The following is a 12,623-nucleotide window of genomic DNA, read 5'->3' as shown; positions in this document are numbered from 1 at the left end:
CCCGGCGCGCCCTCAGCCGGCGACCCCGAGGGCGCGCTGAAGCTGAGCGGTGACCTCGGGGGTCAGGCCGGTGCGTGCGGCCAGGCCGTCGAGATAGGCGCGCTCCTCCGGGGTATCGACCTCGATCGCCAGCAGCGAGGCGGCATAGACCTCGGCGGCCGTCTCCCGGTCCGGGATCTCGGCGGCGAAGGCGTCGAGGTCGAGCGGGCGCACCAGTTCATCGGCGAGCCATTGACGCACCTGCGCCTCGAGTCCGCTCGCCGCGGCCTGGTCGACGATCCGCTGCATCTCGTCGACCCCGATCTGACCGTCGGACTTCGCGGCATTGATCATCGCCCGCACCAGCAACCGCGCCTTGTCGTCACGCGCGGCATCAGCCCGCACCGGCTCGGGCAGCGCCGCTGGTGGTACCGGCACCGGGGCAGCGCCCTGCCCCTCGGCGCTGGCGTTGGTCAGCGCCTTGTAGGCCACCCCGGCGAGCATCGCCAGGGCACCGCCGGTGAGCGCACCACGCACGGCATCGCCACCGCCACCGAGCACCGAGCCGAGCGCAGCCCCCAGCCCACCGGCCTGGAGCGGGTTGTCGGCAGCCTGACCGAGCACCCCGCGCGCACCATCGAGCAGCGCGCTCAGACCACCCCCGCCACCCTCGCCGGGCGTGGTGGAGAGCTGCCCCAGCCCCTGGCTGAGACGCTGCGCTCCACTGCCGGAGAGGTTGTTCTGTAACAGTGAACCGAGTAGATCACCGAAGCCTGCCATGCCTTGACTCCCACCGAGTTGGGCGCGACGCACGCCGCGCACGGATGCCATCACTCTAGCACCTGGAACGCGTCGCACCGTCACCCCGGCATGATGAATGGCCCGACCGGATCACCGGGAACCAGCCCCAGGGCACCATCGGCGCGCCCCTGATTGACCGCGATCTCGACCAGCCCGAGTGCATTCTCGTACCAGAAGGCCTCACCCGGCTCGACCACACAGAAGGTTCGCGCCCAGGGCAACAGACGCTCGCCGACACGCAGGGATTGCGCATGGCCGACCGGTCGCAGACCGGTCATCAGGTTGCCATAGTGGTCGGCATAGAGGACCCGATCGAGCGTCTTCGACCAGTCATGCCCCACGGGTCGATCGAGCCGGGTGGCGCCGACGTCCTCGCCCCGACACAGTCGCGCGGCCACCGGCAGGAACCAGTCACGCCCATGGAAGGTCGCGCTGCGCCGCGACGGCAGCCAGCCGATTCGCCAGCACTGCCCCGCTCCGGCCATCAGGTGCGGCGCGAGCAGACCATTATCGGGGGCAACGAACCAGTCCTCGCCGACGCGCGCGATGACACCGTCACGCGCCCCACCGACGCCGGGATCGACCACGCAGAGATAAAGGGTACGCGGGGGCATGTCGCGCGCTAGCGCCGGCAGCAGATAAGCAGCGAGATCGGGACGGAAGGGTGGCAGGTCGTGGACCAGGTCGATCACCGCATGATCGGGCAGGCTGGCGTCGAGTGCGGCCTGCATCTGCCCGAGATAGGGACCAGCACCGAAATCGGTGACCAGGGCGATGCGTTCGATGACCGGAACTTCCATCAGGATGGACCTCGTGCAGCACATTCGAGACGAAAAAAAACCGGGCAAATGCCCGGTTTTTTTCATGCGGCAACGCCGGAGACGTCGGAACTCAGTCCTCGTCCTCGACCTCGGTCTGCACCGGACGGTCGACCAGCTCGACGTAGGCCATGGGGGCCGCGTCGCTGGAGCGATAACCACACTTGAGGATGCGCAGGTAGCCGCCGGGACGACCCTGGTAACGCGGACCGAGCTCGGCGAACAGCTTGCCGACGGCGTCCTTGTCGCGCAGACGCGCAAAGGCCTGACGGCGCGCATGCACCGAGTCTTCCTTCGCCAGGGTGATCAGCGGCTCGGCGACCCGACGCAGCTCTTTGGCCTTGGGCACGGTCGTCTTGATCAGCTCGTGCTCGAACAGCGAGGCCGCCATATTGCGAAACATCGCCTCGCGGTGCGAGCTGGTGCGATTCAGATGCCTTCCGGCTTTGCGGTGACGCATGATCCTTTTCCCGAATATCTTGTGATCGAGTGTTGTGTTCTAGAACCTGAGAGCGCTCAGCGGACGCTCAGTTCGGCGATGTTTTCAGGCGGCCAGTTCTCGAGCCGCATCCCCAGCGAGAGACCGCGCGTTGCAAGCACGTCCTTGATCTCCGTGAGCGACTTCTTGCCGAGATTCGGGGTCTTGAGCAGCTCCACCTCGGTACGCTGGATCAGATCGCCGATCAGGTAGATGTTCTCGGCCTTCAGGCAGTTCGCCGAACGCACCGTCAGCTCCAGGTCGTCGACCGGGCGCAGCAGGATCGGGTCGTAGGGCGACTCATCGCGCTGCTCGACGGACTGGCTGTCCGCGGCACCCGTGCCCTCGAGCACGACGAAGCTCGAGAGCTGGTCGCGCAGGATGGTCGCGGCGCGCTGGATCGACTCCTTGGGATCGATCGTGCCGTTGGTCTCCAGGTCGATCACCAGACGATCGAGATCGGTGCGCTGCTCGACACGAGCCGACTGCACCTCGATCGCGACACGACGCACCGGGCTGTAGGAGGCGTCGAGCGGCAGCTTGCCGATCGGACGATCCTCGCCTTCTTCGCCCTCGCGCGCGGTGGCCGGCTCGTAGCCACGACCACGACGCACGGTCAGGGTCATGCTCAGCTCACCCTCGGTGAGGTTGGCGATCACCAACTCGGGGTTGGCGATGGTGGCCGAGTGATCGAGCTCGATGTCGGCGGCGGTCACCGGACCGGGGCCGGACTTGCTCAGGGTGAAGGTCGCCTCGTCCTTGCCGTCGAGCGAGATCGCAAGCTGCTTGAGGTTGAGCAGGATCTCGAGGACGTCTTCCTGCACGCCCTCCATGGTGGTGTACTCATGGAGGACGCCCTGGATCTCGACCTCGGTGACGGCATAGCCATCCATCGAGGAGAGCAGGATGCGCCGCAGCGCATTACCCAGGGTGTGCCCGAAACCACGCTCCAGGGGCTCTAGAGAAACCTTGGCGTGGTTCGGGCTGCCATCGACCAGGTCGACCTTGACGATGCGTGGTTTCAGAAATTCGCCAATAGCGTCAGTCATTAGTGCCCCTCTGGAAGCGCCTTACTTGGAGTACAGCTCGACGATCAGCGATTCATTGATGTCCGCCGGCAGATCGGAACGATCGGGAACACGCTTGAAGACGCCTTTCATGGCCTTGGTGTCGACTTCGACCCAGTCGGAGAAGCCGTACTGCTCGGCCAGCGACAGCGCGTTCTGCACGCGCACCTGCTTGCGAGCGGCTTCACGGACCTCGATCTCGTCATCGACGCCGACCTGGAAGGAGGCGATGTTGACGATACGGCCGTTGACCAGGATGGCCTTGTGGCTGACCAGCTGACGTGCCTCGGCGCGGGTGGCGCCAAAGCCCATGCGATAGACGACGTTGTCGAGACGACGCTCGAGCAGCTGGAGCAGGTTCTCACCGGTTGCACCCTTGGTGCCGGCGGCCTTCTTGTAGTAGTTACGGAACTGCTTCTCGAGCACGCCGTAGATACGACGCACCTTCTGCTTCTCACGCAGCTGCAGACCATAGTCGGAGAGGCGCCGACGACGGTCGGTGGTCTGTCCGGGCTGCTTCTCGAGGTTGCACTTGGTGTCCAGAGCGCGCGCGCGGCTCTTCAAGGAGAGATCGGTCCCCTCGCGACGCGCCAGCTTGCAGGTTGGGCCTGTGTAACGTGCCATGTCTCTTCCTGTTGATCTGTCAGACGCGCCGCTTCTTGGGCGGACGGCAGCCGTTGTGCGGGATCGGGGTCACATCGGTGATGCTGGTGATCTTGAAACCCGCGTTGTTGAGTGCGCGCACGGCGGACTCACGACCCGGCCCCGGCCCCTTGACGTTCACGTCCAGGTTGCGCAGGCCATATTCCTTGGCGGCCTGACCGGCACGATCGGCGGCAACCTGAGCCGCGAAGGGCGTGCTCTTGCGCGAACCGCGGAAGCCCGAACCACCGGCGGTGGCCCAGGCCAAGGCGTTGCCCTGACGATCGGTGATCGTGATGATGGTGTTGTTGAAGGAGGCGTGGACGTGCGCAATGCCGTCTGCAACCTGCTTCTTGACCTTTTTCTTGGTGCTGCGAATCGGTTTAGCCATTCGACGTAATCCAGCTAATCTGCTGCGCCTGAGCGCTTAGCGTTTGATCGGACGACGCGGCCCCTTGCGGGTCCGTGCGTTGGTGCGCGTGCGCTGACCACGCAGGGGCAGGCCGCGACGGTGACGGATGCCGCGGTTGCAGCCGAGGTCCATCAGGCGCTTGATGTTCATCGACACTTCACGACGCAGATCGCCCTCGACGGAGAACTTGGCGACCTCGCCACGCAGCTTCTCGACCTCTTCCTCGGTGAGGCTCTGGATCTTGGTGTCACGCGGAATGCCTGCCGCGTCGCAGATCTCGCCCGCGCGGGTGCGGCCGATGCCGTAGATCGCGGTCAACGCGATCACGGCGTGCTTTTTGTCGGGAATGTTGACGCCGGCGATACGGGCCATAGCTACGAACCCCTCAGTCCTAAATGCTCAGCGGGTAAACCGCGCAGTATAACAAATTGCTTACTGTAGTCAACGGGATCCCGTCAACCCTGGCGCTGCTTGTGACGGGGGTCGGAACAGATGACCCGCACCGTTCCATTCCGCTTGATCACCTTGCAGTTTCTGCACAACTTCTTGACCGATGCACGCACTTTCATTCTTGTCTCCTAAGAGTCGGGGCCTTCTTCAGCGCAACATGCCGGCGCCGGGTGACTTCAGGTTGGCCTTCTTCATCAGGCCCTCATACTGATGCGACATCAGGTGAGCCTGAATCTGCGCCATGAAGTCCATGACCACGACCACTACGATTAACAGTGAGGTGCCGCCAAAATAGAACGGCACGTTGTAACCCACGATCAGGAACTCAGGCAGCAAGCAGACAGCGGTGATGTAGATCGCGCCTGCTGCCGTCAACCGGGTCATGACGGTATCGATATAGCGCGCCGTCTGCTCCCCCGGACGGATCCCCGGAATGAAAGCCCCAGAGCGCTTGAGGTTGTCGGCCGTCTCCTTCGCATTGAACACCAGCGCGGTGTAGAAGAAGCAGAAGAAGATGATCGCCGTCGCGTAAAAGAGCACGTAGACCGGCTCACCGGGCGAGAGCTTCGCGGTGATATCGGCCAGCCAACGCAAATCCTCGTTGCTGCCGAACCACTGTCCCAGCGTCCCCGGGAAGAGGATGATGCTGGAGGCGAAGATCGGCGGGATGACGCCGGCCATGTTGAGCTTGAGCGGCAGGTGCGTGCTCTGCGCCTGCATCATTCGCCGCCCCTGCTGGCGACGCGCATAGTTGACGGTGATCCGTCGCTGCCCGCGCTCGACGAACACCACGAAGGCGGTGACCGCCAGCGCCAGGGCAAACAGCGCAAGGACCGCCAGCGAGTTCATTTCGCCGGTGCGCGCCAGCTCCAGGGTGCCGCCGAGCGCCGAGGGCAGACCGGCGACGATACCCGCGAAGATGATCAGCGAGATCCCGTTGCCGATGCCGCGCTCGGTGATCTGCTCACCCAGCCACATCAGGAACATGGTTCCGGTCACCAGCGACACGGTCGCGGTGAACACGAACCCGGCACCGGCGTGAGAGACCAGCGCCGAGCCGCCGGCAGTCTGCCCCTGCAGCGCCATCGAGATACCGACGGCCTGGAAGGTCGCGAGCACCACGGTGCCGTAGCGGGTGTACTGGGTGATCTTGCGCCGCCCCGACTCCCCTTCCTTCTTCAGCTGCTCGAGCTTCGGCAGTACCGCCGTCATCAGCTGCATAATGATGGAGGCGGAGATGTAAGGCATGATGCCCAGCGCGAACAGACTGGCGCGCTCCAGGGCGCCTCCCGAGAACATGTTGAACATGTCCAGGATCGACCCCTGGTTCTGGTCGAACAGGATGGCCAAGGCCTCGGGGTTGACGCCCGGGACCGGGATGAAGGTACCGATACGATAGACGAGCAGCGCGCCGAGCACGAACAACAGGCGCTGACGCAATTCCGTCAACCGCCCCATGCCGCCGAGCGCACTTCCCATGGATCCGACGTTCTTGGCCATCTGCTACGCGCCTTCCCGATTAGTCCTCGACCTTGCCGCCCGCCGCTTCGATCGCCGCGCGTGCGCCCTTGGTCACGCCCAGGCCACGTACGGTGACAGCCCGCGAGATCTCGCCCGAGGCGATGACCTTGACCGACTTGATGCGGTTGTTCAGTACCCCGGCCGCGACCAGCGCGGCGAGGTCGACAGTGTCGCCCTCGATCAGGGCCAGCTCGTTCAAGCGCACCTCGGCCTGGACCAGTGCCTTGCGCGACCGGAAACCGACCTTCGGCAGACGACGCTGCAGCGGCATCTGACCGCCTTCGAAACCGACCTTGTGGAAACCGCCGGAACGCGACTTCTGACCCTTGTGGCCGCGGCCACAGGTCTTGCCGAGTCCGCTGCCGATCCCGCGACCGACGCGCTTGGCGGCCTTGCGGCTACCCTCATCGGGCTTCAGCTCATTGAGTCGCATCTCAAGACTCCTCCACGACCTTAACCATGTAGGACACGGTGTTGACCATGCCGCGGGTGCAAGGGGTGTCCTCGACCTCGACGACCTGGTGCATGCGCCGCAGGCCGAGGCCGCGGACGCAGGCCTGGTGACGCTCGAGGCGTCCGTGGACGCTGCGCACCAGCTTGACCTTCATCATCTTCTTGTCAGCCATCGCTTACCCCAGAATCTCTTCGACGGTCTTGCCGCGCTTGGCAGCGACGAGCTCGGCGTCGTTCATCTTGCGCAGGCCTTCGATGGTCGCCTGGACGACGTTGATCGGGTTGTTGGTGCCGATGCACTTGGCCAGCACGTTCTGCACCCCGAGCACCTCGAAGACGGCACGCATCGCGCCGCCGGCGATGATACCGGTACCCTCGGAGGCCGGCTGCATGAACACGCGGGCCGCGCCGTGACGCCCCTGCAGCGGGTACTGCAGCGTGGTGCCATTGAGCTTGACGTCGATCATGTTCTTGCGGGCATTCTCCATCGCCTTCTGGATCGCCACCGGCACCTCACGTGCCTTGCCGCGACCGAAGCCGACCCGACCCTTGCCGTCGCCGACCACGGTCAGCGCCGCAAAGCCGAACTGACGTCCGCCCTTGACCACTTTGGCGACCCGATTGACGGTCACCAGCTTTTCCAGAAGCTCGTCGCCTTCTGTCTTTGGATTGAAGTTCGCCATGGTCGAGTCCTTAGAATTTCAGTCCGTGTTCACGGGCGGCATCGGCGAGCGCCTTGACACGGCCGTGATAGCGGAAGCCGGAACGATCGAAGGCGACCGATTCCACACCAGCGGAGCGCGCGCGCTCGGCGATCGCCTGGCCGATGACGGCCGCGGCTGCGACGTTGCCCTTGTGGCCCTCGAGCGCCTGACGCAGGTCCTTGTCGAGGGTCGAGGCGCTGGCCACGACCTTGTCGCCCTCGGGGGCGATGACCTGGGCGTAGATGTGCCGGGGCGTACGGTGCACGCACAGACGGAAGACACTGAGCTCCCGGATCTTGGCACGAGCCCGCGCCGCGCGGCGCAGACGAGCTTGTTTCTTATCCATTGCCTAGACCCCTTATTTCTTCTTGGCTTCCTTACGCAGGACGTTCTCGTCCGCGTAACGCACGCCCTTGCCCTTGTAGGGTTCCGGCGGACGGAACCCACGGATCTTCGCCGCGACCTGGCCGACCTGCTGCTTGTCGGCACCGCTGACGACGATCTCGGTCTGACTCGGGGTCTCGATGGTGATGCCCTCAGGCACCGGAAAATCGATCGGGTGCGAGAAGCCGAGATTGAGGTTGAGCACACTGCCCTTGGCCTGGGCGCGATAACCCACGCCGACCAGGGTCAGCTTGCGGCTGAAGCCGGTGCCACAACCCACAACCATGTTGTTGATCAGCGCCCGGGTGGTGCCGGCCATCGCCCAGTCCTTCTCATGCCCTTCGGCACGAGCGACCAGCAGCTGACCGTTTTCCTCACAGACGCGGACCGCCGGATGCACGGTCCACTCCATCGAACCCTTGGGACCGGAGACCTTGACGTCCTGGCCCTGGAGCTCGACTTTAACCCCATTGGGGATAGCGACCGGCGCTTTTGCAACGCGAGACATAGTTCCGACCTCCCTTAGGCGACGTAGGCGATGATCTCGCCGCCGTGACCCGACTTGCGGGCCTCGCGGTCGGTCATCAGACCCTTGGAGGTGGAGACGATCGCAACACCGAGACCGGCCCAGACCTGGGGCAGCTCGTCCTTGCTGCGATAGATGCGCAGACCGGGGCGCGAAACGCGCTTGAGGTACTCGATCACGGGCTTGCCGCGATAGTACTTGAGCCTGAGAACCAGCTGGGGCTTGCCCTCGTTCTCTTCGACCTGCGCGTCGGCGATGTAGCCCTCTTCCTTCAGCAGGTTCGCGATCGCGATCTTCTGCTTGGAGGACGGCATCATGATGGTGAACTTGCCGCGCTGCTGGCCGTTACGGATACGCGTCAGCATATCCGCAATCGGATCCGACATACTCATTGGCTTCTCCTCGGGTCAATCCATCGTTGCCGATGTGATACCCATTGGGGGGACTTGGTTTTCAGGATGCTCGGGCCGGAAGGCCCGAGGGGGGAATTCTACCAGCTTGCCTTGACGACGCCAGGGACATCGCCACGCATCACCGCCTCGCGCAGCTTGTTGCGCGAGAGACCGAACTTGCGATACACGGCATGCGGACGGCCACTGACGCGGCAGCGACGCTGCTGACGCGAGGGGCTGGCGTCGCGCGGGAGCTTCTGCAGCTTCAGCACGGCTTCGTCGATCTGCTCGGGAGTCGCGTTACGGTCGTTGATCACCGCCTTGAGCTCGGCGCGCTTGGCGCTGAACTGGGCTGCGACCTGGGCGCGCTTGCGATCACGCGCGATCATGCTCTTTTTCGCCATGGTCTCTACCTCAGGTACGGAAGGGGAAGTTGAACGCCTCGAGCAGAGCCCGTCCTTCTTCGTCCGTCCGAGCCGACGTGGTGATGGTGATGTCGAGCCCGCGCAGTGCATCGATCTTGTCGTAATCGATCTCGGGGAACATGATCTGCTCGCGCACGCCCATCGAGTAGTTGCCACGACCGTCGAACGCCTTCGGGCTGAGCCCACGGAAGTCGCGGATACGCGGGATGGAGACGCTGATCAGGCGATCGAGGAACTCGTACATGCGCTCGCGACGCAGGGTCACCTTGCAGCCGATCGGCCAGCCTTCGCGGATCTTGAAGCCTGCGACCGACTTGCGGGCGTAGGTGACGATCGGCTGCTGACCGGCGATGGCACGCATGTCGGCGACGGCGTTATCCATGACCTTCTTGTCGGCCACGGCCTCGCCAACGCCCATGTTCAGCGTGATCTTTTCGATGCGCGGCACCTGCATCACGCTCTTGAAGCCGAAACGCTCCTTGAGCTGACCGACGATGCGCTGTTCGTATTCTGTCTGTAGTCTGGTGGACATCTCGCTTCCTTCGGTCAGACGTCGACGACTTCGCCGTTCGACTTGAACACGCGAACCTTGCGACCGTCTTCCAGGATCTTGAAACCGACGCGGTCCGGCCCGCCCTTCTGCGGGTTGTAGAGCGCCACGTTCGAGACGTGCATCGGCATCGGCTTGTCGACGATACCACCAGGCTCGCCGGCTTGCGGGTTCGGCTTCTGGTGCTTGCGCGCGATGTTCACGTTCTCAACGATGACGTGCTCAGCGTCGACGACGCGCAGCACAGTACCACGTTTACCCTTGTCTTTGCCGGTAATGACGGTGACGTCATCACCCTTCTTGATCTTTTGCATGCCGTCGTCTCCTTACAGCACTTCGGGCGCCAGCGAGATGATCTTCATGAAGCGCTCGCCACGCAGTTCACGCGTGACAGGGCCGAAGATGCGGGTGCCGATGGGCTGGAGCTGGTTGTTCAGTAGCACGGCGGCATTGCCGTCGAAGCGGATCAGGGAGCCGTCGGGACGACGCACGCCCTTGCGGGTGCGAACGACAACGGCGTTGAACACGTCGCCCTTCTTGACCTTGCCGCGCGGGATTGCGTCCTTGACCGTGACCTTGATGACATCGCCGATGCCCGCGTAGCGCCGATGCGATCCGCCAAGCACTTTGATGCATTGCACGCTCCGGGCGCCGCTGTTGTCAGCGACGCTGAGATTGGTCTGCATCTGAATCATGTTGTTTACCTACGCCTATTGCTGATTCCGGGCTAAACCGGCTGCTGAGCGAATCGCGAGACGGACGAGCGACAAAACGAGCGAACGTCCGGGACATTGTCGAAGCGCGTCGCCTCAGCGCGCCTTTTCGATGACCTCGAGCAGACGCCACGTCTTGGTCTTGGAGAGCGGCCGGCACTGCTCGACACGGACGAGATCACCCTGGTTACAGATGTTCTCTTCATCGTGGGCATGAATCTTGGTCGAACGACGCATGAACTTGCCATAGAGCGGATGCTTGACGCGACGCTCGATGAGCACCGTCACGGTCTTGTCCATCGCGCTGCTGATGACGCGCCCTTCCTGGATGCGGTTGCTGTTGTTCTCGTCGCTCATGCTTGCTTGCCCGCCATTTCCGCCATCACCGTCTTGATCCGGGCGATATCCCGGCGCACGGCCTTCATCTGCGAGGGTTTGGACAGCTGACCGGTGCCCTGCTGCATGCGCAGGTTGAACTGCTCGCGCAACAGGTCCATCAACCGCGCCTGCAGCTCGTCGAGGCTGCTCTGTCGGAGTTCGTTAGCCTTCATCACAGGATCGTCCGCTTCTCAAAGGTGGTCTGCACGGGCAGCTTGGCAGCGGCGAGCTTGAAGGCCTCACGTGCCAGCTCTTCGCTGACGCCCTCGATTTCGTAGAGCACCCGGCCGGGCTGGATCGGCGCGACCCAGTACTCGACGTTACCCTTACCTTTACCCATTCGAACCTCGAGAGGCTTCTTGGAGATCGGCTTGTCAGGGAAGACGCGAATCCACAGCTTACCGCCACGCTTGACGCGACGGGTGATGGTACGACGGGCCGCCTCGATCTGACGCGCGGTCACCCGGCCACGACTCACGGCCTTGAGACCGAACTCGCCGAAGCTGACCTGGTTGCCGCTCTGAGCGAGACCACGGTTGCGGCCCTTGTGTTGCTTTCGGAACTTGGTGCGTTTCGGTTGCAGCATGACTTAACCCTTTCTTCCGGCGCTCTTGGATGCCGGCTCCTCAGGGACCTGGTCGCCGAACACCTCGCCCTTGAAGATCCACACCTTGACGCCGATGACGCCATAGGTGGTGCGCGCCTCGGCGAAGCCGTAATCGATGTCGGCACGCAGAGTGTGCAGCGGTACACGACCCTCACGGGCCCACTCGCTGCGGGCGATCTCGGCGCCGTTCAAACGGCCCGCGACGTTGACCTTGATGCCCTCGGCACCCAGACGCATGGTGTTCTGCAGCGCACGCTTCATCGCGCGACGGAACATGATGCGACGCTCGAGCTGCTGGGCAATACCCTCGGCAACGAGCTGGGCGTCGAGCTCAGGCTTGCGGATCTCCTCGATGCTGATGTGCACCGGGATCCCCATCATCTTCGAGACCTGCACGCGCAGCTTGTCGATGTCCTCACCCTTCTTACCGATCACCACGCCAGGACGCGCGGTGTGGATGGTGATGTGGGCGTTCTTCGCCGGACGATCGATCTGGATGCGGCTCACCGATGCCTTTGCAAGCTTCTTGCGCAGGAAATCGCGCACCTGCAGGTCGGTGTTGAGCAGGTCGGCATAGTCTTTCGAACTTGCATACCACTTGGAAGTCCAGTCCTTGACGATGCCAAGTCGGATGCCGTTCGGATTAACTTTCTGTCCCATACTGGTCCCCTGAAATTCCTTACGCTTCCGACACCGTCAAGCTGATATGGCTGGTACGCTTCATGATGCGGTTGGCGCGGCCCTTGGCACGCGCGCGAATCCGCTTCATGGTCGGACCCTCGTTGACCTGGATCGCAGCGACCTTCAGCTCGTCGATGTCAGCGCCTTCATTGTGTTCGGCGTTGGCGATCGCGGACTCCAGGACCTTCTTGATGATCTCGGCGCCCTTCTTGTTGCTGAAGGCCAGGGTGTTCAGGGCCTCCTCGACGCGCTGACCGCGGATCAGATCGGCGACCAGCCGGGCCTTCTGGGCAGAGACCCGTGCGTATTTCAATGTTGCTTCGGCTCGCATTGCGGGTCTCCGACTAGCGCTTCTTCGCCTTGCGATCGGCGGCGTGCCCACGGAAGGTGCGCGTCAGCGCAAACTCGCCGAGCTTGTGGCCGATCATGTTTTCATTGACGAGCACCGGCACGTGCTGACGCCCGTTATGGACTGCGATGGTCAGCCCAACCATTTCCGGCAACACCATGGAGCGACGCGACCAGGTCTTGATAGGCCGTTTACTGTTCTGGGCGACCGCTTCTTCCACCTTCTTGATCAGGTGGTGGTCCACAAAGGGTCCTTTTCGAATCGAACGTGGCACTTGCTCAACCTCGCCTTAT

The 12,623-nt window shown here is 63.4% G+C and carries 25 protein-coding genes; all 25 read right to left on the bottom strand.

The window, feature by feature from the left end; genetic code table 11:
• Positions 1–12: 12 nt before the first annotated feature.
• The 25 genes from ACAM26_RS07450 to rpsS all read right to left on the bottom strand — a co-directional run bounded on the left by ACAM26_RS07450 (position 13) and on the right by rpsS (position 12,604).
• A complete protein-coding gene (locus ACAM26_RS07450) occupies positions 13–759 on the bottom strand; it encodes a tellurite resistance TerB family protein (RefSeq protein WP_123142356.1) in 747 nt (248 codons plus the stop codon).
• Between the two features lie 80 nt (positions 760–839).
• Positions 840–1,580: an S-adenosyl-l-methionine hydroxide adenosyltransferase family protein gene (locus tag ACAM26_RS07445; protein ID WP_369613358.1), complete on the bottom strand. Its 741-nt coding sequence runs from the start codon at positions 1,578–1,580 to the stop codon at positions 840–842.
• Between the two features lie 91 nt (positions 1,581–1,671).
• Positions 1,672–2,058, bottom strand: a complete 387-nt coding sequence (rplQ, locus tag ACAM26_RS07440; RefSeq protein WP_005224349.1) for a 50S ribosomal protein L17 — start codon at positions 2,056–2,058, stop codon at positions 1,672–1,674.
• Between the two features lie 56 nt (positions 2,059–2,114).
• Entirely contained in the window at positions 2,115–3,125 is a 1,011-nt protein-coding gene (gene rpoA, locus ACAM26_RS07435; protein ID WP_062274109.1) for a DNA-directed RNA polymerase subunit alpha, read from the bottom strand.
• A gap of 21 nt (positions 3,126–3,146) precedes the next feature.
• Entirely contained in the window at positions 3,147–3,767 is a 621-nt protein-coding gene (rpsD, locus tag ACAM26_RS07430) for a 30S ribosomal protein S4 (RefSeq protein ID WP_005224347.1), read from the bottom strand.
• Positions 3,768–3,786: 19 nt separating this feature from the next.
• The gene (gene rpsK, locus ACAM26_RS07425; RefSeq protein WP_005224346.1) at positions 3,787–4,176 is read right to left on the bottom strand and encodes a 30S ribosomal protein S11; all 390 of its coding nucleotides are present in this window, start codon (positions 4,174–4,176) and stop codon (positions 3,787–3,789) included.
• Positions 4,177–4,212: 36 nt separating this feature from the next.
• On the bottom strand, positions 4,213–4,569 hold the full coding sequence (rpsM, locus tag ACAM26_RS07420; RefSeq protein WP_062274107.1) for a 30S ribosomal protein S13: 357 nt from the start codon (positions 4,567–4,569) through the stop codon (positions 4,213–4,215).
• A gap of 83 nt (positions 4,570–4,652) precedes the next feature.
• The gene (gene rpmJ, locus ACAM26_RS07415; RefSeq protein ID WP_005224344.1) at positions 4,653–4,766 is read right to left on the bottom strand and encodes a 50S ribosomal protein L36; all 114 of its coding nucleotides are present in this window, start codon (positions 4,764–4,766) and stop codon (positions 4,653–4,655) included.
• Positions 4,767–4,794: 28 nt separating this feature from the next.
• Entirely contained in the window at positions 4,795–6,147 is a 1,353-nt protein-coding gene (secY, locus tag ACAM26_RS07410) for a preprotein translocase subunit SecY (RefSeq protein ID WP_123141656.1), read from the bottom strand.
• A gap of 19 nt (positions 6,148–6,166) precedes the next feature.
• Positions 6,167–6,601 (bottom strand): 50S ribosomal protein L15, encoded by a 435-nt coding sequence (rplO, locus tag ACAM26_RS07405; RefSeq protein ID WP_123141657.1) that lies wholly within the window; start codon positions 6,599–6,601, stop codon positions 6,167–6,169.
• Between the two features lies 1 nt (position 6,602).
• Positions 6,603–6,794, bottom strand: a complete 192-nt coding sequence (rpmD, locus tag ACAM26_RS07400; RefSeq protein ID WP_005224341.1) for a 50S ribosomal protein L30 — start codon at positions 6,792–6,794, stop codon at positions 6,603–6,605.
• 3 nt (positions 6,795–6,797) lie between these two features.
• A complete protein-coding gene (rpsE, locus tag ACAM26_RS07395; protein WP_005224340.1) occupies positions 6,798–7,304 on the bottom strand; it encodes a 30S ribosomal protein S5 in 507 nt (168 codons plus the stop codon).
• Between the two features lie 10 nt (positions 7,305–7,314).
• A complete protein-coding gene (rplR, locus tag ACAM26_RS07390; protein WP_123141658.1) occupies positions 7,315–7,671 on the bottom strand; it encodes a 50S ribosomal protein L18 in 357 nt (118 codons plus the stop codon).
• 12 nt (positions 7,672–7,683) lie between these two features.
• The gene (gene rplF / locus ACAM26_RS07385; RefSeq protein ID WP_123141659.1) at positions 7,684–8,217 is read right to left on the bottom strand and encodes a 50S ribosomal protein L6; all 534 of its coding nucleotides are present in this window, start codon (positions 8,215–8,217) and stop codon (positions 7,684–7,686) included.
• A gap of 14 nt (positions 8,218–8,231) precedes the next feature.
• Positions 8,232–8,627: a 30S ribosomal protein S8 gene (rpsH, locus tag ACAM26_RS07380; RefSeq protein ID WP_062274101.1), complete on the bottom strand. Its 396-nt coding sequence runs from the start codon at positions 8,625–8,627 to the stop codon at positions 8,232–8,234.
• Positions 8,628–8,725: 98 nt separating this feature from the next.
• Entirely contained in the window at positions 8,726–9,031 is a 306-nt protein-coding gene (gene rpsN, locus ACAM26_RS07375; RefSeq protein WP_005224336.1) for a 30S ribosomal protein S14, read from the bottom strand.
• 10 nt (positions 9,032–9,041) lie between these two features.
• Positions 9,042–9,584, bottom strand: coding sequence for a 50S ribosomal protein L5 (rplE, locus tag ACAM26_RS07370; RefSeq protein ID WP_062274099.1), 543 nt, complete (start codon positions 9,582–9,584; stop codon positions 9,042–9,044).
• Between the two features lie 14 nt (positions 9,585–9,598).
• Positions 9,599–9,916, bottom strand: coding sequence for a 50S ribosomal protein L24 (rplX, locus tag ACAM26_RS07365; protein ID WP_062274096.1), 318 nt, complete (start codon positions 9,914–9,916; stop codon positions 9,599–9,601).
• A 12-nt stretch (positions 9,917–9,928) separates the two neighbouring features.
• Positions 9,929–10,297, bottom strand: coding sequence for a 50S ribosomal protein L14 (rplN, locus tag ACAM26_RS07360; RefSeq protein WP_005224333.1), 369 nt, complete (start codon positions 10,295–10,297; stop codon positions 9,929–9,931).
• A 114-nt stretch (positions 10,298–10,411) separates the two neighbouring features.
• Positions 10,412–10,672, bottom strand: a complete 261-nt coding sequence (rpsQ, locus tag ACAM26_RS07355) for a 30S ribosomal protein S17 (RefSeq protein ID WP_062274094.1) — start codon at positions 10,670–10,672, stop codon at positions 10,412–10,414.
• Positions 10,669–10,866 (bottom strand): 50S ribosomal protein L29, encoded by a 198-nt coding sequence (gene rpmC / locus ACAM26_RS07350; protein ID WP_005224331.1) that lies wholly within the window; start codon positions 10,864–10,866, stop codon positions 10,669–10,671. The genes rpsQ and rpmC overlap by 4 nt, the downstream gene beginning before the upstream one ends.
• A complete protein-coding gene (gene rplP / locus ACAM26_RS07345; RefSeq protein ID WP_123141660.1) occupies positions 10,866–11,279 on the bottom strand; it encodes a 50S ribosomal protein L16 in 414 nt (137 codons plus the stop codon). The genes rpmC and rplP overlap by 1 nt, the downstream gene beginning before the upstream one ends.
• Positions 11,280–11,282: 3 nt before the next feature.
• Positions 11,283–11,960, bottom strand: a complete 678-nt coding sequence (gene rpsC, locus ACAM26_RS07340) for a 30S ribosomal protein S3 (protein ID WP_005224329.1) — start codon at positions 11,958–11,960, stop codon at positions 11,283–11,285.
• Between the two features lie 19 nt (positions 11,961–11,979).
• On the bottom strand, positions 11,980–12,312 hold the full coding sequence (gene rplV, locus ACAM26_RS07335; RefSeq protein WP_005224328.1) for a 50S ribosomal protein L22: 333 nt from the start codon (positions 12,310–12,312) through the stop codon (positions 11,980–11,982).
• 13 nt (positions 12,313–12,325) lie between these two features.
• Entirely contained in the window at positions 12,326–12,604 is a 279-nt protein-coding gene (gene rpsS, locus ACAM26_RS07330; protein WP_025275092.1) for a 30S ribosomal protein S19, read from the bottom strand.
• Positions 12,605–12,623 lie beyond the last annotated feature (19 nt).

This window comes from Marichromatium sp. PS1 (assembly GCF_041155115.1).
Taxonomy (GTDB): domain Bacteria; phylum Pseudomonadota; class Gammaproteobacteria; order Chromatiales; family Chromatiaceae; genus Marichromatium; species Marichromatium gracile.
The sequence above is the reverse complement of the archived record's forward strand: the minus strand, read 5'-3'. Positions and strand labels throughout refer to the sequence as shown.